The 26,671-nt window shown below is 60.5% G+C and carries 26 protein-coding genes and 2 pseudogenes; 18 read left to right on the forward strand and 10 right to left on the reverse strand.

Going from position 1 to position 26,671, the window contains the following annotated elements; translation table 11 throughout:
* Positions 1-22: 22 nt before the first annotated feature.
* Both J9892_RS08580 and J9892_RS08585 read left to right on the forward strand, forming a co-directional pair.
* A complete protein-coding gene (locus J9892_RS08580; protein WP_010672298.1) occupies positions 23-2,611 on the forward strand; it encodes a sensor histidine kinase KdpD in 2,589 nt (862 codons plus the stop codon).
* A gap of 38 nt (positions 2,612-2,649) precedes the next feature.
* On the forward strand, positions 2,650-3,333 hold the full coding sequence (locus tag J9892_RS08585; RefSeq protein ID WP_128313067.1) for a response regulator: 684 nt from the start codon (positions 2,650-2,652) through the stop codon (positions 3,331-3,333).
* Between the two features lie 4 nt (positions 3,334-3,337).
* Here the strand turns inward: J9892_RS08585 and J9892_RS08590 are convergent, their stop codons facing one another.
* The gene (locus tag J9892_RS08590) at positions 3,338-4,465 is read right to left on the reverse strand and encodes an MFS transporter (RefSeq protein WP_210538208.1); all 1,128 of its coding nucleotides are present in this window, start codon (positions 4,463-4,465) and stop codon (positions 3,338-3,340) included.
* Positions 4,466-4,557: 92 nt separating this feature from the next.
* Between J9892_RS08590 and J9892_RS08595 the strand changes: the two are divergent.
* A pseudogene (locus J9892_RS08595) lies at positions 4,558-5,383 on the forward strand (helix-turn-helix transcriptional regulator).
* On the opposite strand, the gene J9892_RS08600 reads toward J9892_RS08595, so the two are convergent.
* Positions 5,313-5,546 carry a hypothetical protein gene (locus J9892_RS08600; protein ID WP_041212072.1) on the reverse strand — a complete coding sequence of 78 codons (234 nt, stop codon included), beginning with the start codon at positions 5,544-5,546 and terminating at the stop codon, positions 5,313-5,315. The pseudogene J9892_RS08595 and the gene J9892_RS08600 sit on opposite strands and share 71 nt — an antisense overlap.
* A gap of 283 nt (positions 5,547-5,829) precedes the next feature.
* Between J9892_RS08600 and J9892_RS08605 the strand changes: the two genes are divergently transcribed.
* On the forward strand, positions 5,830-7,080 hold the full coding sequence (locus J9892_RS08605; protein ID WP_109113150.1) for a valine--pyruvate transaminase: 1,251 nt from the start codon (positions 5,830-5,832) through the stop codon (positions 7,078-7,080).
* A gap of 72 nt (positions 7,081-7,152) precedes the next feature.
* Here J9892_RS08605 and J9892_RS08610 read toward each other — a convergent pair whose 3' ends face one another.
* Together J9892_RS08610 and J9892_RS08615 are read right to left on the reverse strand one after the other, a co-directional pair.
* Complete coding sequence (locus tag J9892_RS08610; protein ID WP_010672292.1) at positions 7,153-7,593, reverse strand: Hsp20 family protein; 441 nt, start codon at positions 7,591-7,593, stop codon at positions 7,153-7,155.
* A gap of 92 nt (positions 7,594-7,685) precedes the next feature.
* Complete coding sequence (locus J9892_RS08615; protein ID WP_010672291.1) at positions 7,686-8,099, reverse strand: Hsp20 family protein; 414 nt, start codon at positions 8,097-8,099, stop codon at positions 7,686-7,688.
* A gap of 256 nt (positions 8,100-8,355) precedes the next feature.
* Between J9892_RS08615 and J9892_RS08620 the strand changes: the two genes are divergently transcribed.
* Positions 8,356-9,126 carry an MBL fold metallo-hydrolase gene (locus tag J9892_RS08620; protein WP_124812910.1) on the forward strand — a complete coding sequence of 257 codons (771 nt, stop codon included), beginning with the start codon at positions 8,356-8,358 and terminating at the stop codon, positions 9,124-9,126.
* An 85-nt stretch (positions 9,127-9,211) separates the two neighbouring features.
* Positions 9,212-10,177, forward strand: a complete 966-nt coding sequence (locus J9892_RS08625; protein ID WP_210538209.1) for a helix-turn-helix domain-containing protein — start codon at positions 9,212-9,214, stop codon at positions 10,175-10,177.
* 97 nt (positions 10,178-10,274) lie between these two features.
* On the opposite strand, the gene gyrB is transcribed toward J9892_RS08625, so the two are convergent.
* The 4 genes from gyrB to dnaA form a co-directional block, all read right to left on the reverse strand.
* Positions 10,275-12,686, reverse strand: coding sequence for a DNA topoisomerase (ATP-hydrolyzing) subunit B (gene gyrB, locus J9892_RS08630; RefSeq protein ID WP_042879717.1), 2,412 nt, complete (start codon positions 12,684-12,686; stop codon positions 10,275-10,277).
* A complete protein-coding gene (recF, locus tag J9892_RS08635) occupies positions 12,683-13,786 on the reverse strand; it encodes a DNA replication/repair protein RecF (RefSeq protein WP_043153674.1) in 1,104 nt (367 codons plus the stop codon). The genes gyrB and recF overlap by 4 nt, the downstream gene beginning before the upstream one ends.
* A 2-nt stretch (positions 13,787-13,788) precedes the next feature.
* Positions 13,789-14,892 carry a DNA polymerase III subunit beta gene (gene dnaN, locus J9892_RS08640; RefSeq protein ID WP_043153671.1) on the reverse strand — a complete coding sequence of 368 codons (1,104 nt, stop codon included), beginning with the start codon at positions 14,890-14,892 and terminating at the stop codon, positions 13,789-13,791.
* Positions 14,893-14,975: 83 nt separating this feature from the next.
* Positions 14,976-16,346, reverse strand: a complete 1,371-nt coding sequence (dnaA, locus tag J9892_RS08645) for a chromosomal replication initiator protein DnaA (RefSeq protein WP_210538210.1) — start codon at positions 16,344-16,346, stop codon at positions 14,976-14,978.
* Between the two features lie 311 nt (positions 16,347-16,657).
* Between dnaA and J9892_RS08650 the strand changes: the two genes are divergently transcribed.
* The 9 genes from J9892_RS08650 to J9892_RS08690 all read left to right on the forward strand — a co-directional run bounded on the left by J9892_RS08650 (position 16,658) and on the right by J9892_RS08690 (position 23,392).
* Entirely contained in the window at positions 16,658-17,416 is a 759-nt protein-coding gene (locus tag J9892_RS08650; protein ID WP_039040644.1) for an amino acid ABC transporter substrate-binding protein, read from the forward strand.
* A complete protein-coding gene (locus J9892_RS08655) occupies positions 17,417-18,085 on the forward strand; it encodes an amino acid ABC transporter permease (protein WP_010672283.1) in 669 nt (222 codons plus the stop codon). It begins immediately after the preceding gene.
* 12 nt (positions 18,086-18,097) lie between these two features.
* Positions 18,098-18,832: an amino acid ABC transporter ATP-binding protein gene (locus J9892_RS08660; protein WP_010672282.1), complete on the forward strand. Its 735-nt coding sequence runs from the start codon at positions 18,098-18,100 to the stop codon at positions 18,830-18,832.
* Between the two features lie 269 nt (positions 18,833-19,101).
* Entirely contained in the window at positions 19,102-19,236 is a 135-nt protein-coding gene (gene rpmH, locus J9892_RS08665; protein ID WP_005307156.1) for a 50S ribosomal protein L34, read from the forward strand.
* Entirely contained in the window at positions 19,236-19,595 is a 360-nt protein-coding gene (gene rnpA, locus J9892_RS08670; protein WP_010672281.1) for a ribonuclease P protein component, read from the forward strand. The genes rpmH and rnpA overlap by 1 nt, the downstream gene beginning before the upstream one ends.
* The gene (gene yidD / locus J9892_RS08675; protein WP_010672280.1) at positions 19,562-19,810 is read left to right on the forward strand and encodes a membrane protein insertion efficiency factor YidD; all 249 of its coding nucleotides are present in this window, start codon (positions 19,562-19,564) and stop codon (positions 19,808-19,810) included. The genes rnpA and yidD overlap by 34 nt, the downstream gene beginning before the upstream one ends.
* 5 nt (positions 19,811-19,815) lie before the next feature.
* Positions 19,816-21,462, forward strand: coding sequence for a membrane protein insertase YidC (gene yidC, locus J9892_RS08680; RefSeq protein WP_010672279.1), 1,647 nt, complete (start codon positions 19,816-19,818; stop codon positions 21,460-21,462).
* Between the two features lie 109 nt (positions 21,463-21,571).
* Positions 21,572-22,933 (forward strand): tRNA uridine-5-carboxymethylaminomethyl(34) synthesis GTPase MnmE, encoded by a 1,362-nt coding sequence (gene mnmE, locus J9892_RS08685; protein WP_010672278.1) that lies wholly within the window; start codon positions 21,572-21,574, stop codon positions 22,931-22,933.
* A 162-nt stretch (positions 22,934-23,095) separates the two neighbouring features.
* Entirely contained in the window at positions 23,096-23,392 is a 297-nt protein-coding gene (locus tag J9892_RS08690; protein ID WP_246876647.1) for a hypothetical protein, read from the forward strand.
* A 15-nt stretch (positions 23,393-23,407) separates the two neighbouring features.
* Here J9892_RS08690 and J9892_RS08695 read toward each other — a convergent pair.
* Positions 23,408-24,558 (reverse strand): IS3 family transposase gene (locus J9892_RS08695; protein WP_102948979.1). Its coding sequence is split into 2 segments (ribosomal slippage): positions 23,408-24,321 and positions 24,321-24,558, totalling 1,152 coding nucleotides; the frame shifts between segments, so codons are not numbered across the junction.
* 84 nt (positions 24,559-24,642) lie between these two features.
* Here J9892_RS08695 and J9892_RS08700 point away from each other — a divergent pair.
* The 3 genes from J9892_RS08700 (at position 24,643) to J9892_RS08710 (ending at position 26,538) form a co-directional block, all read left to right on the forward strand.
* The gene (locus tag J9892_RS08700) at positions 24,643-24,972 is read left to right on the forward strand and encodes a DUF86 domain-containing protein (RefSeq protein ID WP_210538211.1); all 330 of its coding nucleotides are present in this window, start codon (positions 24,643-24,645) and stop codon (positions 24,970-24,972) included.
* Between the two features lie 232 nt (positions 24,973-25,204).
* Positions 25,205-25,459, forward strand: a complete 255-nt coding sequence (locus tag J9892_RS08705) for a helix-turn-helix domain-containing protein (RefSeq protein WP_128296259.1) — start codon at positions 25,205-25,207, stop codon at positions 25,457-25,459.
* Complete coding sequence (locus J9892_RS08710) at positions 25,459-26,538, forward strand: type II toxin-antitoxin system HipA family toxin (RefSeq protein ID WP_246876648.1); 1,080 nt, start codon at positions 25,459-25,461, stop codon at positions 26,536-26,538. The genes J9892_RS08705 and J9892_RS08710 overlap by 1 nt, the downstream gene beginning before the upstream one ends.
* Positions 26,539-26,549: 11 nt before the next feature.
* Here J9892_RS08710 and J9892_RS08715 read toward each other — a convergent pair.
* Positions 26,550-26,671 (reverse strand): annotated as a pseudogene (locus J9892_RS08715) (IS630 family transposase); the annotation flags it as partial.

Raw genomic sequence — 26,671 nt, forward strand, 5'->3', positions numbered from 1 at the left:
CCGATGCAACGGGAGCACGGGGATGCGTGATGAAGTGAGGGCAGACGCCCTGCTGGCGAGCCTGGAGCAGGAGCACAGGGGCAAGCTGAAGGTGTTTCTCGGCGCGGCCCCCGGCGTCGGCAAGACCTACGCCATGCTGCAGGCGGTGCGGGAGCAGGCCAGGGAGGGAGTCGACATCCTGATCGGGGTGGTGGAGACCCACGGCCGCCAGGAGACCCTGGCCCTGCTCGACAAGCTCGCCATCCTGCCGCGCACACTGCACCTGCACCGCCAGCAGCGGCTGGAGGAGATGGATCTGGACGGTCTGCTGGCGCGCAAGCCCGCCATTGCCGTGGTGGACGAGCTGGCCCACAGCAACGCCCCCGGCAGCCGCCACGAGAAGCGCTGGCAGGATGTAGAGGAGCTGCTGGGCGCCGGCATCGACGTCTACACCACCCTCAACGTGCAGCACCTGGAGAGCCTCAACGATCTGGTGTGGCAGCTGACCGGGGTCAGGGTCAAGGAGACCCTGCCGGATCAGGTGCTGCTGGAGGCCGACAGCCTGGTGCTGATCGACCTCCCCCCCAAGGAGCTGCTCGGCCGCCTCAAGGAGGGTAAGGTCTATGTGCCCCACCAGGCCAAGGCCGCCCTGCAGTCTTTTTTCTCTCTGAACAACCTGACCGCTCTGCGGGAGCTGGCAATGCAGACCGCCGCCAGCCACGTGGAGGGAGACCTGCAGTTGCAGTGGCAGGCCGCCGGCAAGACCACCTTGCCGCTGCGGGGCAAGCTGATGGTCTGCATCGGGGATGAGCACGGCGCCGCCCTGGTGCGTTACGGCCACCGTTTCGCCCAGCGCAGGCAACTGCCCTGGCTGGTGGTGCACATCGACAGCAGGGGGCAGCGCTCCCCTGAGCTGGAGCAGGCGCTGGCCCTCGCCTCCCAGCTGGGGGCCAGAGTGCTGACCCTCTCCAGCCCGGCCGTGGCCGATGCCCTGCTGGAGACCGCCGAACAGCAGCAGGTCTCCCAATTGCTGCTCGGCAAATCCCGCAATCCGCCCTGGCGCCGATCCCTGGTACAGCACCTGCTCAAACAGGCGCAGGGATTCGAGATCACGCTGGTGGATACCGAGAAGCGCAAGCCCGGCCTGACCCTGCCAACGGCAGGCCCGGGTGAGCTTCGCCAGAGCCTGCTCGCGGTGGCCATCATGGGGGGGACCTCGGCCGCGGTCTGGGCCCTCTCCCACTGGCTGCCCCCCGCCTCCCTGCCCATGCTGTTCGTGCTGGGGGTACTGGCCACCGCGCTCACCACCAGCCTGGTCCCCGCCATCCTGGCTGCGGTGCTGGGCTTCGTCGGCCACAATCTGCTGTTCACCTTCCCCTACTTCTCCCTGAGCGTGGCCAGCCACAGCGACCTGCTCACCCTGTTCGTGCTGCTCATCGTCGGCATCGCGGCCGGGCGCCTCGCCTCCCGCCAGCGTCAGCAACTGGTCAGTCTGCGCGAGACCCAGCAGCTGGGTAACGCCCTGCTCTCCCTGAGCCAGGGACTGGCCACCGCCAGCAGCCCGGTGGACGTGCTGAGACAGGGAACCCAGGCCATCGCCCTCGCCCTTGGGCAGCCCGTGTTCGCACTCGATGGGGATTACCAGTACCGGGCCGGTGATACCCAGACCGGGCCGGGCCAGACCGACAAGGCCGCCATTGACTGGTGCCTGGCCCAGAAGCAGAGCGCCGGTGCCCATACCGCCACCCTCAACGCCGCCGAGGCTCAGTATCATCACCTCGGCGATGACCTGGTGCTGGGCATCCGGCTGGCCAGCCCGCTCACCTCCGCCGCCGAGCACCAGCTGCAGGCCCTGCTCACCGATATCCGCGCCGCCCTGGCGCGGATCGATCTCAACGAGCGGCTGGCGGACAGCCAGTTGCAGGCGGAGACCGACCGGATGCGCGCCGCCCTGCTCTCCTCGGTCTCCCACGACCTGAAGACGCCGCTGGCCACCATCATGGGGGCCGGCAGCACCCTGCTGGAATACGGGGACCGGATAAGTGCGGAGGACCGCATCGAACTGCTGCACTCGGTGCAGGACGAAGCGCGCCGCCTGCACGGCTATGTCCAGAACCTGCTGGACATGACTCGCATCGGCTCACCGGACTTCCAGTTGAAACGGGACTGGGTTGACCTGGCTGACCTGGTGGAGAGCGCCCGCCGCAGACTCGACTCCTCCTGGCGCCAGCACAAGCTGCTGGTGCACTTCGATCAGCAGATCCCCCGGCTCTATGTGCACGGTGCCCTGATCGAGCAGGTGCTGGTCAACATCCTCGACAACGCCTCCCGCTACTCGCCGGCCGGCACCCCCATCGAGTTCAAGGTGATGCTTGCGGACCCCGACCTCATCATCGACATCATCGATATCGGGGTCGGCATCGCCGAGTCGGATCGGGACAAGATCTTCAATCTGTTCTACACCCAGCCGGTCGGCGACTGCGGCAGCCGCGGCACCGGGCTTGGCCTAGCCATTTCCCGCGCTATGATAGAGGTCCACGGCGGCCGCATCTGGGCATTCGCCGGCCCCAACGGCAACGGCACCTGCATGCGCATCTCCCTGCCGCTGGCCCTCAACGCACCGGCGGCCTGATGGTCGCCGCCCTTTTCAATCAGCAAACGGGAGGCTGAATGGCTCACATACTGGTCATCGACGACGAGGCGGCCATCCGCCGTTTTTTGCGGATCAGCCTGATCGCCGAAGGACATCAGGTGAGTGAGGCGGTCGGCGTCACCGAGGGGATGGCGCAGTATCGCCACCTCAACCCCGACCTGGTGATCCTGGATCTGGGCCTGCCGGACGGTGATGGCATGCAGATCCTGCACGCCATCCGCGAACATCACGCCAATCCCGTGCTGGTGCTCTCGGCGCGGGACTCGGAGCAGGAGAAGGTGCGGTTGCTGGATGCGGGGGCCAACGACTACATGAGCAAGCCGTTCGGCGTCGGGGAGATGATGGCCCGTATCCGGGTGCTGCTGCGCCAGCGAGTCGGTGCCACCAGCGGCGAGTGTCGACACTTCCCCCACTGTGGCCTGACCCTGGATAGCAACAGCCACAAGGTGACCCTGCAGGGCGAGGAGATCCCCCTCTCCCGCAAGGAGTTCGCCCTGTTGCAGGCGCTGGTGTGCCACCCCGGCAAGCTGGTGCAACAGACCCAGCTGCTCATCGACATCTGGGGACCGAGCCACAAGGAAGATACCCACTACCTGCGCATCGTCATCGCCAGCCTGCGCAAGAAGCTGGGAGATAACCCCCAGCAACCCACCCTGATCGAAACTGAAGCCGGCATCGGCTACCGCTTTATCGGCAGCTGATGTTTCACGTGGAACGACGCCAACCGCAGCAAAATGCCAGCAGACCGCATCCCCCGAGCAGCAGCCCGAGATCCTGCAAGCTGGCGGCAACCGCCAATCCCAGGCTGAGCAACAGGTAGTAACCGAGCCCGAACAGGGCCCCGGCACTGCCCGCCACCTCCCGATAGGCCAGCAGTGCCTGGCTCAGCACATTGGGGATAGCCAGCCCGAACGCGACCACCACTCCCGTCATGGGCAGCAGAAACCAGAGCGATGCCTGACTGGCCCACACCAGCCAACCCGAACCCGACGCCAGCACGGCGGCGAGCCGTATTAACGAGGCAGGCGTCCAGCCACGGCCCAACAGATGCTTGTTGAGCAGGCTGCCCACCAAGGTCGCCAGCGCCAACACGATGCCGGAGTAACCAAACTCGCCCGCGCTCAACCCCAGACTGGCAAACAGAAACGGCGCCAGGCTGTAGTAGCCGAACAGCATGGTGTTGAACAAGGCGACCAGGGCGGCGCTGCGCCACAAGCCGGTATCACGCACCATCCGGCAGGCCAGCGGCCAGAGTGCGACCCTCTGGGTGATGGCCGGGCGGGTTTCCGGCAGTTGCCAGCAAGCCATCAGCAACAAGCCGATTGCCAGCGCCAGCAGGACGCCGAATACCCCGAGATAACCCAAGCCATCAGCCAGCAGGCCACCGCTCACCAGCCCCAGCACAGGACTCAGGGAGAGCGCGATGCCCATCACCGAAAAGACCCGCGCCAGATCGCTGTACTGATAGCTGTCGCGCAGCATGGTCTGGGTCACCACGGAACCCACGGCGGCACCGAAGGCCGCGATGACCCGGGCCAGCAGCAGGGTTTCAAATTGAGCGGCCAGCAACGCCAGCAGAGTGCCGGCGCCATAGGTCAGCAGCCCCGCCAGCATGGCGGGACGCCGCCCGATGAGATCGCACAGTCGGCCCCAGCAGACCACGCCCGCCGCAAACGCCAGAAAATAGACCGACAGCGTCCGGGACGCCTGCCCCTCGCTCACCCGAAACTCAGTGGCGATATGGGTCAGCACCGGGCTGTAGATGGTCTCCACCATCTGGGGAAACATCATCAATCCGACCACCAGCCAGCGCGGTGGCAACCTGTTGTTCATGACACACCTCCTTCACAAGAGGTCGCCATTCTAGAGAGGGATAACATGTCCGATTACAATAAGGCGGACTATAAACAGCAAGAATCGGACACATGGCCTTTATTCTTCCCGATCACCCCCTTTGATCCGGACCAGCACGATGGCAGCGCCATCGGTATTGCCGCCGCCCTCGGTTGGCACGACTCCGGCCGCCATCAGCACCAGCGCCACCAGCTGCTGTTCGCCCAGGCAGGCTGCATGACCATAGAGCTGGACGATCAGGTCTGCCTGCTGCCGCCGACGCGAGCGGCCTGGTTGCCAGCAGGCCTGCCCCACCGGGTATTGATGCGCGGGGTAGTGGCCTATCGCTCCCTCTACTTCCAGCCGGAGCCCGCGTTGCCAAACGAGATGGCGGTGCTGTCGGTCAACCCGCTGCTGCGGGAGATCATCGAGCGGATGGCGCTCTGGCCCTGGGACAAGCCGGAAGCAGAGCAAACCTGCACACTGGCATTATTGAAAGAAGAGCTGGCGCAAGCGCCGCGGGAATCCTGGCAGTTGCCGCTGCCGTCAGACGGACGTCTGACCGGCTGGCTGCAGGAGATAAAGCGGGGTGACACCCTGCCCGATCGGCTCAACCGGCTGGCCGAGCGGGTGGGTGCCAGTGACAAGACCATAGGCCGCATCTTCATGCGGGAGACCGGCATGAGCTACCAGGCCTGGCGCCAGCAGTGGCGACTGCTGCGGGCCATGGAACTGCTGGCCGAAGCCGAGCCCATCAGCCGGGTGGCCGCTGCCCTGGAGTTCGCCAGCGACAGCGCCTTCATCGCCTTCTTCAGGCAGCACACGGGGCAGACCCCCTTGCGCTACCTCAGCTCTCAGGATGAGTCGCATCGGCCGAGCTCGCCTCCACCACCAGGGTCTCCAGGGCCAGCGGCTTGAGGTTTTGAATGGCCTCTGCCACCACGTCATGGGAAGCCTGCTGCTGCAAGGCCAGCATCTCCTGTTGCAGGGCAGCGCTGTCCAGCTCGGGTCTGGGGTTCTCGGCGGCCATGGCATTCAGGCTCAGGCTGCTGGCAATCAGGGTAGCGATCAGGATCTTCATCTGGCGTGCTCCGGTGTGGTTGAGATGACCAGATAGCTATTCCAATAGTTGTGCCAGATTTATAACAGCATGATTTTATTGATATAAATAATTTTTTGATGCTGCCACCCCCCTTCCTGAATCGAATATTGGTTATTTTAAAACCTATAAATGGTTTTTTTTACCACCTCCATCATGGCAACCCTGTTCCACGTGAAACGCCCCGTTTTTTTGATCGACACCCGCTTTTGAAGTGAGCTATGGTGCTAGCTCCCCCCTTAACTGACTCTGGATTTGCCACCGAATGGAATTCTCCTTGTTCGGCGAGAAGTTCACTCGCCACGCCGGTATTACCCAACTCATGGACGACCTCAATCAAGGGCTGCTGAATCCCGACGCCATCATGCTGGGAGGCGGCAATCCGGCCCCCATCCCCGCCATGCTGGAACGCTTTCAGGCCGAGGCCAATACCCTGCTCGACAACGGCGAACTGATCAAGGCCATGGCCAACTACGATGGCCCCCAGGGCAAGGACAGGTTCACCAGGGCGCTGGCCGCCCTGCTCAGCAAGGAGCTGGGCTGGGAGATCTCCGCCCGCAACATCGCCCTGACCAACGGCAGCCAGAACGCCTTCTTCTATCTGTTCAACCTGCTGGCCGGCGAGTTCGCCGACGGTCGCAAGAAGAAGGTGCTGTTCCCCCTGGCCCCCGAATACATCGGCTATGCCGACTCGGCCCTCTCGGACGATCATTTCGTCGCCTACAAGCCCACCATCGAGAAGCTGCCCGACGGCCAGTTCAAATACCACGTGGATTTCGAAAGCCTGCAGGTGGGCGACGACATCGGGGTGATCTGTGTCTCCCGGCCGACCAACCCCACCGGCAACGTGCTCACCGACGAGGAGATCGAGCACCTCGATCAGATCGCCCGTGACAAGGGGATCCCGCTGCTCATCGACAATGCCTACGGCGTGCCCTTCCCCGGCATCATCTTCAGCGACGCCAAGCCGTTCTGGAACGCCAACACCATCCTCTGCATGAGCCTCTCCAAGCTCGGCCTGCCTGGCACCCGTTGCGGCATCGTCATCGCCGACGAGAAGATCATCCGGGCCATCACCAACCTGAGCGGCATCATCAATCTGGCACCGGGCAGCCTGGGTCCGGCCATCACCATTCCGATGATCGAGAGCGGAGACATCATCACCCTGAGCGAACAGGTGGTGAAACCCTTCTACCAGCACAAAGCCACCTTCGCGGTCCAGCTGCTGCGCGAGGCCATTCCGGATCCGCGCTTCCACATCCACAAGCCGGAGGGTGCCCTCTTCCTCTGGCTCTGGTTCGAAGACCTGCCGATCCACTGCCAGGAGCTGTATGAGCGACTGAAGGCGAAGAACCTGCTGATCGTGCCCGGCCACTACTTCTTCCCCGGCATCGACGACCCCGAGTGGCGCCACAGCCAGGAGTGCATCCGCCTCAACTATGCCCAGAGCGAAGATCTGGTGCGTCGTGGCATCGCCATCCTGGCCGACGAGATCAACGCCCTCTACGCCGGTTGATTCCCCCTTCGGCATGAAAAAAGAGGCCTGCAGATGCAGGCCTCTTTTCTATCAGGTGGTCAGCGATGTTGTTTAACCGGGCAGTGCCAGCTGATCGGGTTTGCCGATGGGGATGGCGCGGGGCTTGAGCGCTTCCGGCAGCTCCCGGGCCAGCTCTATGGTCAGCAGGCCGTGCTCCAGCCTGGCCCCCTGCACTTCCACGTGCTGGCTCAGCTTGAAGGCGAGCTCGAAGTCCCGCTCGGCGATCCCCTGATGGAGGAACTGGCGCTCGCCCATGGTGGCGACCTTGCGCCCCTTCACCTTGAGGGTACCGTTTTCGGTCTCCAGCTCCAGCTCATTGCGATCGAAACCGGCCACGGCAACCGTGATGAGGTAGCTGTCGTGATCCCGCTTCTCGATGTTGTACGGGGGGTAGGCCGAGGTCTTCTGATCGAACAGGCCTTCCAGCTCGCGGGCCATCCGCTCGAAGCCGACGGCATTGGAATAGAGATGAGAAAAATCGAGGTTACGCATGATCCTATCCTTCTATAAAGCAACAGGGTTTACTCTCCACGGGCCCGCCATCGGCACCCGGGAAACATCAGCAATGCGACGAGGTCAGGCTGTCAGCCGTTGATCTCGATCTTGCGGGGCTTCATCGCCTCGGGCACTTCGCGCACCAGGTCGATGTGCAGCAGACCGTTCTTCAGGTCGGCCCCCTTCACCCGCACATAGTCGGCCAGCTGGAAGCGACGTTCGAAGCCGCGTTCGGCAATGCCTTGGTAGAGGTAGTTGCGCTCGGTGTCGGCCTGCTTGCTGCCCTTCACCGTCAGCAGATTTTCCTGGAAGCTCAGCTCCAGCTCTTCCTGGGTAAAGCCCGCCACCGCCATGCTGATGCGGTAGTCGCTGTCACCCAGCTGCTCGATGTTGTAGGGGGGATAGCCGGCATTGCCATTGCTGGCGGCAGATTCGATGAGAGTGGCCAGACGATCGAAACCGATGGCAGAACGATAGAGCGGAGAAAAGTCGATAGAACGCATAGTATTACCCTCTTGTGAGCGATAACGGATTGTTTGCCCTCCTGATGGACGGGCGCCTGGTCGAAACCTCTGTCGAGCGTTCCGGCCTTGTTATCTATATAGGGGCCAGCATTTGGCTTTCAAGGGGTAAAAACAAAAGAAATGCAGGCCATCAAGAATGGCCCGATTGGATCGATAATAGGCCTGCGGGCCACTCATGATCCGTCCCTCATCCCTCCATACTGGCCGTGTCCCCAACGAGAAACCGGAGCACGCCATGAAGATTACCCAGGTTCGCAACGCCACCCTGCTCATCCACTACGCAGGAACCCGCTTCCTCATCGACCCCATGCTGGCCCCCAAGGGGAGCTACCCCGGCTTCGAAGGCATGGCCAACAGCCATCTTCGCAACCCCCTGGTCGAGCTGCCGCTGCCCATGGCGACCCTGCTGGAGGTGGATGCGGTGATCGTCACCCATGACCATCTGGATCACTGGGACGATGTCGCGAAAACGAAGATCCCCAAGCACCTTCCCCTGTTCGTGCAGCATCAGAAAGATGCCGACACCATGAGGGGATGCGGCTTCGAGGATGTGCGCCTGCTGGGCGAGGTCGGCGAGTTCGCCGGCATCCGCCTGCAACAGACGGAAGGCCGACACGGCAGCGATACCATCATGGCCCTGCTGGGGGATCGCCTTGGCGAGGTCAGCGGAGTGGTCTTCTCCCATCCCGCCGAAAAGACCCTCTATCTGGCCGGCGACACCGTCTGGAATGCCCAGGTTGAACAAGCGCTGCACCGGCACCAACCCGAGGTCGTTGTCCTCAACTGCGGCGATGCCCAGGTGACGGGTCTGGGCGCCATCATCATGGGCAAGGAGGATGTGGCCGCCGTCTATCAGGCCGCCCCGCAGGCCACCCTGATCGCCAGCCACATGGAGGCGGTCAATCATGCCCTGCTGTCCCGGCGGGAGCTGCGTGACTACCTGGACAGCCAGGGGATGGCCGCCCGGGTACGGGTGCCCGAGGATGGCGACACCATGGTGCTCTGAGCGAGAGGCCGGGCACCACATGGCCCTTCGGCTTTCTGTTGCTGCCCCGTATGATGGGGATCCGAGTGCAAAGGAGTCTGCCACCATGCCCCGTCCTCTCATCGTCGCCGTCATAACCTTCGATCGCTTCAGCCCCTTTCACTGCTCGGTGCCCTGCCTCATCTTTGGCGACAAGATGATGCCGGGCCAGCCGTTGTTCGAGCTGAGACTCTGCGCCGGGGATGACACGCGGCAACCCGCCTCCTCCCAGGGCTTTCGCATGGAGGCCGACTATGGCCTGGAGGGGCTGCTGGAGGCGGATATCATCATCATCCCCTTCTGGCGCGATCCGGCCGAGCGCCCCGCCCAAGCCTTGCTCGATGCCCTGGTTGCCGCCCGGATCAGGGGAGCCCAGATCGTGGGGCTCTGTCTCGGTACCTATGTGCTGGCCTATGCCGGCCTGCTGGACGGGCGCGGTGCCGCCACCCACTGGGAATTTGAACAGGAGTTCGTCCAGCGCTTCCCCCGGGTGCGGCTCGATACCAATGCCCTCTACGTCGACGACGAAGGGCTCATCACCTCGGCTGGCACCGCCGCCAGCCTGGACTGCTGCCTCTATCTGGTTCGCCAGCATCACGGCAGCCAGATTGCCAACAAGCTGGCCAGGCGGCTGGTGGTGCCTCCCCACCGGGAGGGTGGCCAGGCCCAGTTCATCGAGCAGCCGGTGCCCGCCACCACCCGGGATGCCAGGATCAACCAGCTGTTCGATCACCTGCGCCTGCACCTGGCCGCGCCCCACACCCTGGATAGCCTGGCGGAACATTGCATGATGAGCCGACGCACCTTTAGCCGCCGCTTCCAGCTCGCCACCGGTCTCTCCCTCGGGGAGTGGCTGATGGCGGAGCGCCTGCGCCGCAGCCAGACGCTGCTGGAGTCCTGCTCCCACACCGTGGAACGCATCGCCGAACTGGTGGGGCTCGGGTCTGCCACCATATTGAGCAAGCACTTTCGCGCCCGCTTCGGGGTGTCGCCGCGGGAGTGGCGCCGCACCTTTCGCGGTGACAGAGTCTAGGTCCCTCATGTTTCACGTGGAACGCGCCCTCTTCCTTGCCCCAGAAAACAAAAAGCCGCTCACGAGGAGCGGCTTTTGATGGTTGTCGGGCCGTCTATTAGACGTCGAGGTTGGCAACCCGCAGGGCGTTGGTCTCGATGAAGTCGCGACGGGGCTCTACGGCGTCACCCATCAGGGTGGAGAAGAGCTGGTCGGCACCGACCGCGTCGTCGATGGTGACACGCAGCATGCGACGGGCTTCCGGATCCATGGTGGTTTCCCACAGCTGCTCCGGGTTCATCTCCCCCAGCCCTTTATAGCGCTGGATGTAGATGCCACGCTTTCCTTCGCCCATCAGCCACTCGACCGCTTCAACGAAGCTGGCGACCGGCTTCACCTTCTCGCCACGCTTGATGTAACCGCCTTCCTCGATCAGGTTGGCGATCTCCTTGCCCAGGGAGACCAGCTGACGGTACTCGGAGGATTGCAGGAAGTCATAGCTCAGCGGATATTCACGGTCGACCCCGTGCTGGCGTACCACGGCGTGGGGCACGAACAGGCTGCGCTCCTCGTCGCGGCGTACCTGCATCTGGTACTGGATACCGTGGTTGCTCTCGTTGAGCACGGCTTCCATGCTCTGGCACCAGGTCTGCAGATCGCTCTCGCTGGCCAGCAGGGTTTCGTTCAACTCAGGCTGATAGATCAGCTGGGTCAGCACGGCTTCCGGCGCGCGGCGGGACATGCGGGTGATGAGGTGAGTCACGGCGCGATGCTGGTTGACCAGACGTTCCAGTGCCTCGCCACCGATGGCCGGGGCGGACTCGTTGACGTGCAGGGTCGCACCGTCCAGCGCCATGGCGGTCTGGTACTGCAACAATGCGTCTTCGTCTTTCAGGTACTGCTCCTGCTTGCCCTTCTTCACCTTGTAGAGCGGCGGCTGGGCGATGAAGACATAGCCACGCTCGATGATTTCCGGCATCTGACGATAGAAGAAGGTCAGCAGCAGGGTACGGATGTGCGCACCATCGACGTCCGCATCCGTCATGATGATGATGTTGTGATAGCGCAGCTTGTCCGGGTTGTACTCGTCGCGACCGATGCCGCAGCCCAGGGCGGTGATCAGGGTGCCCACCTCCTGGGAGGAGATCATCTTGTCGAAACGGGCCTTCTCCACGTTCAGGATTTTACCCTTGAGGGGCAGGATGGCCTGGTTCTTCCGGTTGCGACCCTGCTTGGCGGAGCCGCCAGCAGAGTCCCCTTCCACGATGTAGAGTTCGGAGAGCGCCGGGTCTTTCTCCTGACAGTCCGCCAGCTTGCCGGGCAGACCGGCGATATCCAGCGCGCCCTTGCGGCGAGTCAGTTCGCGGGCCTTGCGGGCCGCTTCGCGGGCACGGGCCGCATCGATGATCTTGTTGACCACGATCTTGGCGTCGCCCGGGTTCTCCAGCAGGAAGTCTGCCAGCTTCTCGCCCATCGCCTGTTCCACGGCGGTCTTCACCTCGGACGAGACCAGCTTGTCCTTGGTCTGGGAGGAGAACTTGGGATCAGGCACCTTGACGGAGATAACGGCAATCAGACCTTCACGGACGTCGTCACCACTGGCGGCGGACTTGGCCTTCTTGCTGTAGTCCTCCTTGTCCATGTAGTTGTTCAGCGTCCGGGTCAACGCGGTACGGAAGCCCACCAGGTGGGTACCACCATCCCGCTGCGGAATGTTGTTGGTGAAGCAGTAGACCCCTTCCTGATAGGCGTCGTTCCACTGCATGGCGACTTCGACACCGATGCCGTCCTGCTCAGTGGTGAAGTGGAACACCTTGGGGTGGATCGGGGTCTTGTTCTGGTTCAGGTACTCGACGAAGGCCTTGATGCCCCCTTCGTAGCAGAAGTGCGCCTCGCGGCCGTCACGCTCGTCCATCAGACGGATGGAGACGCCGGAGTTGAGGAAGGATAGCTCGCGCAGACGCTTGGCCAGGATCTCGTAGTGGAACAGGGTGTCGCTGAAGATGGTCGGGCTCGGCCAGAAGCGGACTTCGGTCCCGGTGCCGGTGCTGTCACCAATCTGCTTGAGGGGTGCCTGCGGCTCGCCCAGGTGATAGGTCTGCTCGTAGACATGACCGTTGCGGCGGATGGTCAGCAGCAGCTTGTCGGAAAGCGCGTTTACCACGGAGACGCCCACACCGTGCAGACCGCCGGACACCTTGTAGGAGTTGTCATCGAATTTGCCGCCGGCGTGCAGCACAGTCATGATGACTTCGGCGGCGGAGCGGCCCTCTTCCGGGTGGATGTCCACCGGAATGCCGCGACCGTTGTCGCGCACGGAGACGGAGCCGTCGGAGTGGATCTTGACCTGGATATCGGAGCAGTAGCCAGCCAGAGCCTCGTCGATGGAGTTGTCGACGACCTCGAACACCATGTGGTGCAGGCCCGATCCATCGTCCGTATCGCCGATATACATCCCCGGGCGCTTGCGGACCGCATCCAGGCCCTTCAGCACCTTGATATTCGAGGAGTCGTAAGTATTTTCACTCATAGCTTACTCTCTGCCTTCTCTAACGTTTCGGAGATCTTGCCTTGTTCCACGTGGAACAGCTTGCAGTCACTCGCATCCATCATGTCTGCGAGCTGACCGGTATCGATGGCGGTGATGAACACCTGGGACGCGCACTGCTTCAGCCTTGCGGCCAGCAGACGACGTTTGTCGACATCCAGTTCAGAGGCAAAATCATCAATTAAAAAAATACAGCCACGGCTGCTATGTTGATTCAAATAGAGCCCTTGGGCCAGCCGCATGGCACAGACCAGCAACTTCAGCTGACCCCTGGACAAAATATCCTGCGCGGGCACGCCGTTCGCCTTGAGCCGCACGTCCGCCTTCTGCGGACCGACCCCAGTGTACCCCAGCGAACGATCCCGTTCGAACCCCGCCTCCAGCAATACATCGAGGGGGGTGTCTTTTTCCCAGCCTCGATAGAATCCAAGGCTGATGTCGAACTCCGGCAGAAAATCCGCCGTCATCTCCTTGATCAGGGGCGTAATGGCCTGACAATAACTGGCGCGAAACCCCGCCAGCTCGCCACCCAGTCGCACCAGTTCCTGATCCCAGAACGCCAGTTGACGATACTGGGTGCTCTGGCGCAGCAAGGCATTGCGCTGCTTCAACAGCCGACGCACCCGCCCCCAGAGGGAGAAGAAGGTCGGCTCCTGATGGAAAACACCCCAGTCGAGCCAGGCCCGGCGAGCCTGGGGCCCACCGGTCAGCAGGCTGAAACCATCGGGGTGGATCAACTGTACCGGCAACAGCTCCGCCAGATCGGCCAGACGCTGGGCCTGGGCACCGGCGATCTTGAGCTGGGTTTCGCCTCCCTTGTCCTTGGCAAGCCCGATGGGCACCTGACGCCCCTCCAGCTCGCACTGGGCAAACAGGGTAAAGGCCCGCTCGCCCTGGCGGATGACCCGCCCGGTCAAATGGGTACGAAACGAGCGGCCGAGACCAAGATAATGAATGGCTTCCAGCACGCTGGTCTTGCCGCTGCCGTTGCTCCCGACCAGGATATTGAGGCCGGGAGACAGCGCGAGACTGGCGTGCTGGATGTTGCGAAAGTCGCTGAGCTGGAGTTTGACCAGGGACACGACTAGATCCGCATCGGCATCACCACGTACTGGGCATCTTGGTTCTCAAAATCCTCAATAATGGCGCTGCTGATGGAATCGCTCAGGCTGATCCGGATTTGGTCACATTTTAACGTATTCAACACGTCCAGCACATAGGAGACGTTGAAGCCGATCTCCATCTCGCCAGCGGCGTATTGTACGTCAAGCAGCTCTTCGGCTTCTTCCTGTTCCGGGTTGTTGGCGGTGATGCGCAGCAGGTTTTCCTGCAGATTGAGACGCACCCCACGGAATTTCTCGTTGGAGAGGATGGCGGCACGGGCAAAGGCCTGGCGCAGATCCTCGCGGCCGGCGATCAGGGCCTTGTCGCTCCCTCTCGGGATGACGCGGCGCCAGTCCGGGAAACGGCCATCCACCAGCTTGGAGGTGAAGATGAAGCCATCCAGGGCGGCGCGCAGGTTGCTGCGGCCCACTTGCAGCCGCACCGGCTTGTCTTCCGCTTCCAGCAGGCGCACCAGCTCCAGCACCCCCTTGCGGGGCAGGATGACCTGATGATCGGGCAGCGATTCTTCCACCACCTCGCGGCGGCAGGTGGCCAGCCGGTGACCGTCCGTCGCCACGGTACGCAAGCCGTGGCCTTCGCTCTCGAACAGCATGCCGTTCAGGTAATAGCGCACGTCCTGGCTCGCCATGGAGAACTGGGTCGCGTCGATGAGTTTTTTCAGCTCCAGCTGGCTGATGTCGAACTCGAGCACGGATTCCCAATCCTCGATGTTCGGGTATTCGGTCGCCGGCAGGGTCGACAGGTTGAAGCGGGAGCGGCCGGAACGGATGATGAGGCGCTCTCCCTCAGTGCTAAGGCGGATCTCCGCCCCCTCCGGCAGACCGCGACAGATGTCCAGCAGCTTGCGCGCCGGCACTGTGGTGCGGCCATCCTGGCTGTCGCTGTTGAGATAGACCTGTCCGATCATCTCCACCTCGAGATCGGTCCCGGTCAGCGACAGCAGGCCATTGCTGACATCGAGCAGGACGTTGCCGAGGATGGGCAGGGTCGGCCGGCCACCCAGGGCACCGGACACCAGTTGCAGGGGACGTAACAGGGCCTCACGGCTAATTTCGAGCTGCATCTGTGCTCTCCGTTGTTATTGGGAGGAAAGGGTTCGGATCAGGCTGGAACATGCAATCTGCATCTGTGCACTCCGTTCCGTTATCAGGAAGAAAGGGTACGGATCAGGTTGGAATAGTCTTCCTTGATGTCGTGACTCTCTTCCTTCAGCTGCTCGATCTTGCGGCAGGCATGAAGAACTGTGGTGTGGTCACGGCCACCAAAGGCATCCCCTATCTCAGGCAAGCTGTGGTTGGTCAGCTCCTTGGCCAGCGCCATCGCCAGCTGGCGCGGGCGGGCAACGGAACGGGAGCGACGCTTGGAGAGCAGATCCGCCAGCTTGATCTTGTAGTACTCCGCCACCGTCTTCTGGATGTTGTCGATGGTGACCAGCTTCTCCTGCAAGGCCAGCAGATCGCGCAGCGCCTCGCGCACGAAGTCGATGTTGATGGCGCGGCCGGTGAAGTTGGCGTTGGCGATCACCCGGTTGAGGGCGCCTTCCAGTTCACGGACGTTGGAGCGAAGCCGCTTGGCGATGAAGAAGGCCACTTCGTCTGGCAGGTGGATCTGGTTCTCGTCCGCCTTGCGCATCAGGATCGCAACCCGGGTCTCCAGCTCGGGCGGCTCGATCGCCACCGTCAGACCCCAGCCGAAGCGGGACTTGAGACGATCCTCCACCCCGTTGATCTCCTTCGGATAGCGATCCGAGGTCAGGATGATCTGCTGGTTACCTTCGAGCAGGGCGTTGAAGGTGTGGAAGAACTCCTCCTGGGAGCGCTCCTTGTTCGCGAAGAACTGGATGTCATCGATGAGCAGGGCATCGACGCTACGGTAATAACGCTTGAACTCTTCAATGGCGTTATTCTGCAGCGCCTTCACCATGTCCTGCACGAACCGCTCGGAGTGCATGTAGATGACCTTGGCGTCTTTCTTGCGATCCTTGATGGCATTGCCAACGGCGTGCAGCAGGTGGGTCTTGCCCAGACCGGTGCCACCGTAGAGGAACAGCGGGTTGTAGGCGCCACCCGGATTGTCTGCTACCTGACGGGCAGCCGCACGGGCCAGCTGGTTGGACTTACCCTCGACGAAATTCTCGAAGGTGTAGTTCACGTTGGTGTTGCTCTTGTGATTCGGCTCGGGCTTGGCTTCGGCCTTGTTCTCCCAGCTCTTGGGAGAGTTATTCACAGGATCGACACCACGGGCCGGCACCCTGGCGACCGCGACGGGATGAGGGCGATTGCCGATATCAAAACGCAGGGTGGGAGCGTCGGCTCCGCACAGCTCGTTGATGATGCCGTTGACCCGGAGCAGGTACTTGTCGCGTACCCAGTCCAGAACAAAGCGGTTCGGTGCATACAGGGTCAGAGTATTGTCACTCAACTCCGCTTGAAGCGGCCGGATCCACATGCTGAATTCTGCCGAGGGCAACTCATCTTGCAGCCGGTTAAGGCACTGCTGCCATAGCGAAGCAGTCACTCTAGACTCCCGTCAATTGATTAAGTAAAGACCGGCTATTCTACGTTTTTAGTGGCCGGATCTCCAGTTGCTGCCGCACGGATCCAGCAAATAAGATCCTTGACTTTCAAGGATCCAACGCCCCAGGATCCCATTTCATCCCCAAAGTTACCCACAGCCGGATATCGGCAATGTGGACAGAATGGCGTGCTGCAACCATAGTTATTTTATATAACCAAATATCATTTATTTTTTTATATTTTATTCCAATAACATCAGCGCCAACCCGTGAATACAACTAAAAATACAGCACTACAGAGAGAGGAATCCCCATGAAATCCACCATCAAACTGATTTCCGGCGCCGCCATTCTGCTGGCCAGCCTGTCCGGCCAGGCCATCGCCCAGGAAACCATCAAGGTCGGCATGTCCGGCAAATATTTCCCGTTCACCTTCGTCAAGCAGGACAAGCTGCAGGGCTTCGAGGTGGACATGTGGAACCAGATCGGTGAGCGCACCGGCTACAAGGTCGAGTTCGTGACCGCCAGCTTCTCCGGCCTGTTCGGCATGCTGGAAACCGGCCGCGTCGACACCATCTCCAACCAGATCACCATCACCGACGAGCGCAAGGCCAAGTACGCCTTCTCCCAGCCCTATGTCTATGACGGTGCCCAGATCGTGGTCCGCAAGGGCAACAACACCATCCACGGCATCAAGGACCTGGAAGGCAAGAAGGTCGCCGTCAACCTGGGCTCCAACTTCGAAGAGCTGCTGCGCAAGAACGACCCCAACAAGAAGATCGATATCCGTACCTATGACTCCGCCTTCGAGCAGGATGTCGCCCTGGGCCGCATCGACGCCTTCGTGATGGACCGCGTCTCCACCGCCCAGCTGATCAAGGAATCCAAGCTGCCGCTGCAACAGGCCGGTGCACCGTTCGAAACCATCGAGAACGCCCTGCCCTTCCTGAAGACCCCGGAAAAGCAGGCAGTGCTGAAAAAGGTTGACGATGCCCTCACCGCCATGCGCAAAGACGGCACCCTGACCAAAATCTCCGAAAAATGGTTCGCAGCGGACATCACCAGCAAATAAATGATGGAATTTGACCTCGAGTACACGCTAGGGCTGTTTCCCATCCTGCTCAAATACCTGGGCACCACGATGGAAATGGCCCTGTGGGGATTCGTATTGGCACTCGTACTGTCGCTGATCCTGGCGATAGTACGGGTGTTTCGCGTTCCCGCACTTCACTGGCTGGCGATGCTGTATATCTCGTTCTTCCGGGGTACACCGCTGCTCGTCCAGCTGTTTCTGCTCTATTACGGGCTGCCGCAGCTCTTCCCCATCTTCGTGGGGATGGATGCCTTTACCGCCGCCATCATCGGCCTGACCCTGCACTTTGCCGCCTACATGGCCGAGTCGATCCGGGCAGCCATTCTCGGCATCCACAAGAGCCAGATGGAAGCCGCCCTCAGCATCGGCATGAGCCGGCTGCAGGCGATGCAGCGGATCATCCTGCCCCAGGCGGCCCGCATCGCGACACCATCGCTGATGAACTACTTCATCGACATGATCAAGAGCACCTCTCTGGCGTTTACCCTGGGAGTGGCGGAGATCATGGGCAAGGCCCAGATGGAAGCGGCCTCCTCCTTCAAGTTCTTCGAGAGCTTCATGGCGGTGGCGCTGATCTACTGGGTGGTGGTCATCTTCTTCACCCGCTTGCAGCATCTGCTGGAAGTGCGGCTGAACCGTGCTTATTAAAGGAGGCCTGTCATGATCAACCTAACGGGTCTCTCCAAGGCCTATGACGGAAATCAGGTGCTCAACGGCATCGATCTTGAGGTAAAGAAGGGGGAGATTGTCGTCATCATCGGTCCTTCCGGTACCGGCAAGTCGACTCTGCTGCGCTGCCTCAACCTGTTGGAAACCCCGGATGCAGGGCGGCTCGTCATCGATGACCTCGCCGTGGATCTGGCCAAGGCCAGCGACCAGCAGGCCATCGAACTGCGCAAACGCGCCTCTTTCGTGTTCCAGAACTACGCCCTGTTCGCCAACAAGACGGCGCTGGACAACATCGCCGAGGGGCTGATCACCGTCTGGAAGCAGCCGAAGGCGGAGGCTCGTGCCACTGCCCTGGGCATCCTCAAGGACATCGGCCTCGCCGAGAAACAGGATGCCTACCCGGCCTCCCTCTCCGGCGGCCAGCAACAGCGCGTCGGCATCGGCCGGGCCATGGCGGCCCACTCCAAGGTGATCCTGTTTGACGAGCCCACCTCCGCCCTCGATCCCGAATGGGTCGACGAGGTGCTGGGCCTGATGAAGCAGCTCGCCCGCCAGCACCAGACCATGGTGGTGGTGACCCACGAGATCGAGTTTGCCCGTGATGTCGCCGATCGGGTGATCTTCATGGAAGGAGGCCGGATCGTGGAGCAGGGCCCGCCGGATCAGATATTGGTCGATCCGCAGGATCCCCGTACCCGGGAGTTCCTGCGCAAAGTACTTAAATAGCTCTCTCTTTGGCGGCCTGGCCGCCTTTTTTCTTGAGGGATCCTTGTTTAACCCCGGGTTGCCAGTATAATTCGGGGCCCTTGATCCTCCGGATCCTGCCAGATTATCCCGCTCGGTCGACGAACGGGGCGAGATGGAAAGGAACGGCGGATTGACGAGAAGCTGAACTCTGTTTAGAATTCGGCCTCTTTTGCTAGTCGTCACACGCTATAGCTGGCGCGTCGGCTAAGTGTGACAATCAAAACTGTACAGAAATACGGAATCGAATCATGAAACGTACTTTTCAACCGTCCAACCTGAAGCGCAAGCGCTCTCACGGTTTCCGCGCTCGCATGGCTACTGCCAACGGCCGCAAAGTTCTGGCCGCTCGTCGTGCCAAGGGTCGTGCCCGCCTGGTAGTCTAATGCCTACCCAGCACACCTTCTCTCGGGAGTTACGTCTGTTAACTCCCGAACACTTCAAACGCGTTTTCGCCGAGCCTGTCCGGGCCGCTTCTCCGCAAATTACGCTTCTTGCTTGCCCCAACTCCCTCGAACACCCCCGTCTTGGCCTCGCCGTGCCCAAAAAGGCGCTCAAGCGTGCCGTCTGGCGCAACCGTGTAAAACGAGTGGTTCGGGAAAGTTTTCGCCTCAATCAAGCCAATCTGCCCGCTATCGACATCGTCGTGATCGCCAAGGGTGGCGTGAAGGAGATGGACAACGAAGCGCTGTTCAAGTTACTGGAAAAGCTATGGCGCACTCTGTCACGCCGTTGCAATGGGTAGCAATCAAACTGATACGCCTGTATCAGCTAATCATTAGTCCCCTGCTCGGGCCGCGCTGCCGTTTCACCCCGACTTGTTCCCAATTTGCGATAGAAGCAATCCGACTTCACGGTTTCATAAAAGGCGTTTGGTTAGCCAGCAAACGTCTATTAAAATGCCATCCCTTATCCGAGGGTGGTTATGACCCGGTTCCGCAACCAAAGCGAAGAAACTGAAGACTATGGAATCACAACGCAATTTACTCCTGATCGGTTTGCTGTTCGTGAGCTTCTTGCTCTGGCAACAGTGGGAGTCCGACAAGGCTCCGAAGCCGGCCCCGACTACCGTGGCCCAAACCGAACATTTCGTACCTGAAGCCGGTCAGACCGGTGATATTCCTCAGGTTTCCGAGCAAGCAAATGGTAACGCCGCGCGCAAGCTGATCACCGTCTCCTCCGACGTGCTCAAATTGACCCTGGACACCCAGGGCGGTGACATCGTCTCTGCCGAGCTGCTGGCCCACAAGCTGGAAGAAGGCAAGGAACAGCCGTTCACCCTGCTGACCAGCCAACCTGCCCACCTCTATGTGGCCCAGAGCGGTCTGGTCGGTCGCAATGGTCCGGACAGCCAGGCCCAGGGTCGTCCCACCTATGAAGCCGCCCAGACCAGCTATCAGCTGGCCGATGGTCAGGATCAAGTCGTCGTTCCGATGACCTGGACCGACAGCAAGGGCGTGGTCTTCACCAAGGAGTTCGTGCTCAAGCGCGGTGATTACGCCGTGGGCGTCGACTACAAGATCGACAACAAGTCTGCCGAGCCGGTCCAGGTACAGTTCTACGGTCAGCTGAAGCAGACCATGACCACGCCGAAGGATCAGGAAGGTCATGCCATGGTGGCCAGTGCCTACCGTGGTGGTGCCTTCTCCAGCGAAGACTCCCGCTACAAGAAGTACACCTTTGACGAGATGAAGGATGCCGACCTGAACAAGACCACCCAGGGTGGTTGGGTCGCCATGCTGCAGCACTACTTCGTCTCTGCCTGGGCCCCGAATGCCAACGACACCAACAGCTTCTACAGCCGCGTGATCCCGGGCAAGGACCAGGCCATCATCGGCTACAAGGCGCCGCTGGTTGACGTCGCTGCCGGCCAGCAGGCCGAAGTGAGCGGCAAGCTGTGGATCGGTCCCAAGCTACAGGATCAGATGGCCAAGGTGGCAAACCACCTGGATCTGACTGTCGACTACGGCTGGCTCTGGTTCATCGCCCAACCGCTGCACTGGCTGCTGACCGTGTTCCACGGTTTCGTCCAGAACTGGGGTCTGGCCATTATCATGCTGACCCTGCTGGTGCGCGGCATCATGTTCCCGCTGACCAAGGCCCAGTACACCTCCATGGCCAAGATGCGCATGCTCCAGCCCAAGCTGGCTGCGCTCAAGGAACGCTTCGGTGACGATCGCCAGAAGATGTCCCAGGGCATGATGGAGCTGTACAAGAAGGAGAAGGTCAACCCGCTGGGCGGCTGCCTGCCCATCCTGGTACAGATGCCCATCTTCATCGCCCTCTACTGGGCACTGATGGAGTCTGTCGAGCTGCGCCACGCGCCGTTCGCCCTGTGGATCACCGACCTGTCGGTGAAGGACCCCTTCTTCGTGCTGCCAATCCTCATGGGTGCCTCCATGTGGTATCTGCAGAAGATGAGCCCGACCACCATCACGGACCCGATGCAGCAGAAGGTGATGCAGTTCATGCCGATCATCTTCACCTTCATGTTCCTCTGGTTCCCGGCAGGTCTGACTCTGTACTGGCTGGTGAGCAACGTCATCTCCATCATCCAGCAGACCATCATCTATCGTCAGCTGGAGAAGAAAGGCCTGCACTCACGCAACTGATGCGCAGCCCATCTTTCCTGATGACAAAAGAGGCGGCCTTCGGGCCGCCTTTTTTATTACAATGTCCCCCACCCTCTTACTCATTCAGCCAACCAGCGAGTCAAGCAAGATGACAACAGATACCATCGTGGCCCAGGCCACCGCCCCCGGCCGTGGCGGCGTCGGCATAGTCCGCGTCTCCGGCCCTGCCGCCGAGCGGGTCGCCGAGATAGTGCTCGGCAAGCTCCCCAGGGTGCGTTATGCCGAATATCTGCCGTTCAGGGACGAGCAGGGCCAGGCGCTGGATCAGGGCATAGCCCTGCTGTTCAAGGCCCCCAACAGCTTCACCGGCGAAGACGTACTGGAGCTGCAGGGCCATGGCGGCCCCGTCATTCTCGACATGCTGATCCGCCGCATCCTGCAGATCGACGGCATCCGCCCCGCCCGCCCGGGCGAATTCAGCGAGCGCGCCTTCCTCAACGACAAGCTGGATCTGGCCCAGGCCGAGGCCATCGCCGATCTCATCGAAGCCTCCAGCGAGCAGGCCGCCCGCAGCGCCATGCACTCCCTCCAGGGGCAGTTCTCCGGCAAGGTTCAGCAGTTGGTGGAGAGCCTCACCCGGCTGCGCATCTATGTGGAAGCGGCCATCGACTTCCCGGATGAAGAGATCGACTTTCTCTCCGACGGCAAGGTGGCGGGTGACCTCTACGCCATCATGTCCGAGCTGGACGACGTGCGCGGCGAGGCCAAGCAGGGTGCCCTGCTGCGAGAGGGGATGAAGGTGGTGATCGCCGGTCGCCCCAACGCCGGTAAATCGAGCCTGCTCAACGCCCTCGCAGGCCGCGAGTCCGCCATCGTCACCGAGATCGCCGGTACCACCCGCGACGTGCTGCGCGAGCACATCCATCTGGATGGCATGCCGCTGCACATCATCGACACCGCGGGCCTGCGCGATACCCAGGACAAGGTGGAACAGATCGGCATCGAGCGTGCCTGGGCCGAGATCGAACAGGCCGACCGGGTGCTGTTCATGGTGGACGGCACCACCACGGATGCCGTCGATCCCCACGACATCTGGCCGGAATTCGTTGATCGGTTGCCAAAAAACATCGGCCTCACCGTGGTGCGCAACAAGGCGGACCTGACCGGCGAGGATCTGGCACCGAGCCAGGAGCAGGGCCACGCCGTCTATCGCATCTCCGCCAAGACCGAGCTGGGGCTGCCCGCCCTGCGCGAGCACCTCAAGGCCTGCATGGGCTTCCAGGGCAATACCGAGGGGGGCTTCATGGCCCGCCGCCGCCACCTGGACGCACTGGAGCGCGCAGCCGAGCGGCTGCTGGTAGCCAGGGAGCAGCTTGAGGTCTATGTGGCTGGCGAACTGGTGGCCGAGGAGCTGCGCCTGGCCCAGGAGTCCCTGTCCGAAATCACGGGCGAGTTCAGCTCCGACGATCTGCTGGGCCGCATCTTCTCCAGCTTCTGCATCGGCAAGTAATGTGGTGAAAAATCAGCAATAAAAAGCAGCCAGTGAGAACATAAGACATTGTAAATATTGGACTTTGTTTTTTACTGGCTATTCTTTCCTGATCTTGTTTCGTGAGAATTTACCCCGAGAGTACCCCAAAGTAACCTCTTGGGGTACTTTTGGGGGACACTTATGAAGATCAGCATCGAATACCGCGCACCGGACGCCGAAGGCAAGCGCGCTCTGCGCTTAACCTACTACGCCGGCTCCTACCTTGACCAAACCACGGGCATCCGCAAGCACAAACGCAGCAGAGAGACCCTGGATCTCTTCCTGTACGACAAGCCGCGTACCCCAGCACAGCGGCTCCACAACAAAGAAACCCAGCGAGCAGCCGAAGCCATCCGCGCCAAGCGACTCTTCGAGTACGAGACTGGTAAACACCATCTGGATTTCTCGAATGCCTACAAGGCCAGCTTCTTCGAGTGAAGCGCCCCTGGTTTTCTAGACACTTTGTTGCTGAAAAATAAACTGCCTTTCAAACTCTACCGGCGACAGCCCATCATTGGAACCATGACGCCTGATTGGGTTGTAAAACATCTCGATATAATCAAACACATCGCTGCGGGCTTCGTCTCTTGTCGCGTAAATCCTGCGCTTGATCCGCTCCCGTTTGAGCAACTGAAAGAAGCTCTCGGCGACCGCGTTGTCGTGACAGTTACCCCGTCGGCTCATGCTGCAACTCAGGTTGTGGGCCTTCAGAAAGTCTTGCCATTCACCACCGGTAAACTGGCTGCCCTGATCCGAATGCACCAGTACCGGCTGCTTGGGTTTGCGCCGCCAGACGGCCATCAATAACGCATCAACCGCCAAGTCTGCCGTCATGCGTGACTTCATCGCCCAGCCGACGATCTGGCGAGAGAACAGGTCGAGCACCACCGCCAGGTACAGCCACCCTTCTTGAGTGCGAATGTAGGTAATGTCAGTCACCCAGGTGATGTTGGGGGCTGGCACCTTAAACTGACGTGCCAGCGTGTTTGGGGCAGCTTGCGTGCTCTTGCCTCCATAATGCCCCTTGCGGCGTTGATAGCCCGTTTGCGAACGCAGTCCCTCCCGCTTCATTAATTTGGCCACACGGTGCTTGCCGCAGGCTTCCCCTGCGCCACGAAAGTCGCGATGGATCTTGCGATAACCGTAGACAGCACCACTTTCCAGCCAGGATTGCTTGACCAATCCGGTCAGTCGTTCGTCCTCCTGCTGTCGTGGCGATGTGGGCTGTTTCAACCACGCGTAGAAGCCACTTCGGTGAACCCCCAGGGTCTGGCACAGGGTAACGACACTGTACCGGTCGAGTCGGGAGGTTATGAACGCGTACCTTTCCTTGACTCGCTGGCAAAGTACGCGGCGGCCTCCTTTAGAATATTGCGCTCCTCGGTGACCTGGCGCAGTTCAGTTTTCAGGCGGCGGATCTCGGCTTGCAAGGCAGACTCTTCTATCTGCTGGTCAGCAGGCTTACCGTACTGCTTGAGCCATGCATACAGGCTGTGGCTGGATACCCCGATGGCACGTGCAACGTCAGCCACCGGCCGCCCGCGCTCGGTGATTTGTTTAACGGCTTCGATTTTGAATGTTTCTGGATAACGCTGACGGGTCATAACACCTCCAATAGTTGCCTCATTTTAAGGCTGTGAGGTGTCTAGGGAACTGGGGGCGATTCAATCGGCGCTTTGCGCACCAGCTTGTCGCGCTACCAGGCCGAGCTGTCAGAGATCCGGGCAATTCTGGCGCTGCGCACCCTTTCCAATCTGGAGTACCGCACCGCCGAGCGAATCCTGCAGGTTTCTATCGAAGCGAGTATTGGCGTGGCAAAACACTGGGCCAAAACGCTGGCAGGCCATACCCCACAGGATGCCTATCAGGCATTCGAGTTCCTTGTCCTACGTGGTGAGCTATGCCCCGACACTCTGATCTGTTGGAGCAAGCTCATTGGCCTTCGCAATACGCTGGTGCACGACTATCTGAATATTGACCCCCGAGATAATTCTCAGTGTGATTACTCCTGGCTATAGCGACCAACTGTTTATGTTTGCAGAGCAAGGTCTCGACTGGTTGGCTGCCCATATTGATTGAAACTTCGACATCATCTCCCCCCGTTTGCTGTTCTCTTACCCGCTATAGGGGATAAATGTTAGATACCGCCTATGGCGTGTAAATGATACTTACCGTCTATAACAGGTAAATATTGATATACCTGCCATAGCGTGTAAATTGGAAGAAGGCACGCTACCAGGTTGTCGAATCATGAAAGTAACCAGCGCTAAGCAGCTGAGCGCCTGTATCAAGGATGCCAGGCTTTCTCAAAAGCTCTCTCAAGGCAAAGTGGCCGAGAAAGTGGGAATTAGGCAAGACACAGTCTCCAGCTTCGAGCTCAACCCTGAGTCCACCAAGCTGGAGACCCTGTTCAAGATCCTCGCAGCGCTCGAGCTGTCGCTCGATATCCAGCCCCGAAATCAGTCACCCGATAGTCCGGCATCGGGCTGGAAGGAGGAGTGGTAATGGCCAATCTGGCTGTCTACATGAATGGCTATCGGGTGGGCACATTCGCCAAAGCAACCAGCGGTGCCCATCATTTTCAGTACCATGAGTCATGGCTGGCACAACCGGGTTGCCGTCCTATCTCGCTCTCCATGCCATTGCGCCATCAAGCGTATAGAGGTGATGAAGCCTATAACTTCTTCGACAACCTGCTGCCAGATAATCCGGAGGTGAGGAACAGGGTTGTTGCACGCTATCAGGCGGTATCAACCCAGCCCTTTGATCTGCTCAGTTGCATTGGCCAGGATAGCGTAGGGGCATTACAGCTGGTTACCGAAGGGTACGATGTTCCAGATGTCAGGCGAATCGACTACAAGGCCCTTTCCGATGACGAGCTGGAACAGATCCTGACCAGCTACAAATCAGGAATCCCTTTGGGTATGGTCAGGGAGCAAGAGGAGTTCCGGATCTCCATCGCCGGAGCACAGGAAAAAACAGCGCTGCTCTATCTCGATGGCCGTTGGTGCTTGCCACTCAACGCAACACCGACAACCCACATTATCAAACTCCCCATCGGCAAGATTGAAAGCCACTCCTACTCGATAGACCTCTCCCAGAGCGTAGAAAACGAATATCTCTGCACTCTGATTGCCAAGGAGTTTGCTCTACCCGTACCTCACTGCTTCATGATGCAGGTTGGCCAAGTCAAAGCTCTTGCTGTGGAACGCTTCGACAGACGTTACGCAGCAGATCGCTGTTGGATCATGCGCCTTCCCCAAGAAGATTTCTGTCAGGTATTGAATGTTCCGTCAGCACGGAAGTACGAGAGCCATGGAGGCCCGGGGATCACTGACATCATGACAATCCTGCTGGGCTCTACTACGCCAGAACAGGATCGCTACCTGTTCATGAAATCTCAGGTGCTGTTCTGGTTGCTGGCGGCAACCGATGGCCATGCCAAGAATTTCTCGGTGTTTATCGAACCGGAAGGGCGTTTTCGCCTGACCCCTTTTTACGACATCCTATCTGTCTATCCAGTGTTTGGCGGCAGAGGCCTCAACCGAAGGGACGCCAAGCTCGCTATGGGCCTAAATAACTGATCCCAATAGTGCTACACCTTCGCTGTGCCATAGCCATTCCCCGGGAAAGGAGACACGGTATCCATGAAGTGTTTCACTCGGGCCAGCAGGTTTGCCATCCCTCTGCATTGATGATTGCGCGTGATGGTTTCAT

This window comes from Aeromonas sp. Prich7-2 (assembly GCF_017939255.1).
In the GTDB taxonomy this organism is placed as follows: domain Bacteria; phylum Pseudomonadota; class Gammaproteobacteria; order Enterobacterales; family Aeromonadaceae; genus Aeromonas; species Aeromonas caviae.

Excerpts from the sequence above, each read along its gene's own strand:
- rnpA (WP_010672281.1), top strand. The coding sequence starts at position 19,236 with ATGCCTACCCAGCACACCTTCTCTCGGGAGTTACGTCTGTTAACTCCC.
- mnmE (WP_010672278.1), top strand. The coding sequence starts at position 21,572 with ATGACAACAGATACCATCGTGGCCCAGGCCACCGCCCCCGGCCGTGGC.
- J9892_RS08585 (WP_128313067.1), top strand. The coding sequence starts at position 2,650 with ATGGCTCACATACTGGTCATCGACGACGAGGCGGCCATCCGCCGTTTT.
- J9892_RS08660 (WP_010672282.1), top strand. The coding sequence starts at position 18,098 with ATGATCAACCTAACGGGTCTCTCCAAGGCCTATGACGGAAATCAGGTG.
- J9892_RS08655 (WP_010672283.1), top strand. The coding sequence starts at position 17,417 with ATGATGGAATTTGACCTCGAGTACACGCTAGGGCTGTTTCCCATCCTG.
- J9892_RS08625 (WP_210538209.1), top strand. The coding sequence starts at position 9,212 with ATGCCCCGTCCTCTCATCGTCGCCGTCATAACCTTCGATCGCTTCAGC.
- rpmH (WP_005307156.1), top strand. The coding sequence starts at position 19,102 with ATGAAACGTACTTTTCAACCGTCCAACCTGAAGCGCAAGCGCTCTCAC.
- J9892_RS08600 (WP_041212072.1), bottom strand. The coding sequence starts at position 5,546 with ATGAAGATCCTGATCGCTACCCTGATTGCCAGCAGCCTGAGCCTGAAT.
- J9892_RS08615 (WP_010672291.1), bottom strand. The coding sequence starts at position 8,099 with ATGCGTTCTATCGACTTTTCTCCGCTCTATCGTTCTGCCATCGGTTTC.
- J9892_RS08610 (WP_010672292.1), bottom strand. The coding sequence starts at position 7,593 with ATGCGTAACCTCGATTTTTCTCATCTCTATTCCAATGCCGTCGGCTTC.
- J9892_RS08590 (WP_210538208.1), bottom strand. The coding sequence starts at position 4,465 with ATGAACAACAGGTTGCCACCGCGCTGGCTGGTGGTCGGATTGATGATG.
- J9892_RS08710 (WP_246876648.1), top strand. The coding sequence starts at position 25,459 with ATGGCCAATCTGGCTGTCTACATGAATGGCTATCGGGTGGGCACATTC.
- J9892_RS08605 (WP_109113150.1), top strand. The coding sequence starts at position 5,830 with ATGGAATTCTCCTTGTTCGGCGAGAAGTTCACTCGCCACGCCGGTATT.
- dnaN (WP_043153671.1), bottom strand. The coding sequence starts at position 14,892 with ATGCAGCTCGAAATTAGCCGTGAGGCCCTGTTACGTCCCCTGCAACTG.
- J9892_RS08705 (WP_128296259.1), top strand. The coding sequence starts at position 25,205 with ATGAAAGTAACCAGCGCTAAGCAGCTGAGCGCCTGTATCAAGGATGCC.
- yidC (WP_010672279.1), top strand. The coding sequence starts at position 19,816 with ATGGAATCACAACGCAATTTACTCCTGATCGGTTTGCTGTTCGTGAGC.
- gyrB (WP_042879717.1), bottom strand. The coding sequence starts at position 12,686 with ATGAGTGAAAATACTTACGACTCCTCGAATATCAAGGTGCTGAAGGGC.
- J9892_RS08690 (WP_246876647.1), top strand. The coding sequence starts at position 23,096 with ATGAAGATCAGCATCGAATACCGCGCACCGGACGCCGAAGGCAAGCGC.
- J9892_RS08620 (WP_124812910.1), top strand. The coding sequence starts at position 8,356 with ATGAAGATTACCCAGGTTCGCAACGCCACCCTGCTCATCCACTACGCA.
- J9892_RS08580 (WP_010672298.1), top strand. The coding sequence starts at position 23 with ATGCGTGATGAAGTGAGGGCAGACGCCCTGCTGGCGAGCCTGGAGCAG.
- J9892_RS08650 (WP_039040644.1), top strand. The coding sequence starts at position 16,658 with ATGAAATCCACCATCAAACTGATTTCCGGCGCCGCCATTCTGCTGGCC.
- yidD (WP_010672280.1), top strand. The coding sequence starts at position 19,562 with ATGGCGCACTCTGTCACGCCGTTGCAATGGGTAGCAATCAAACTGATA.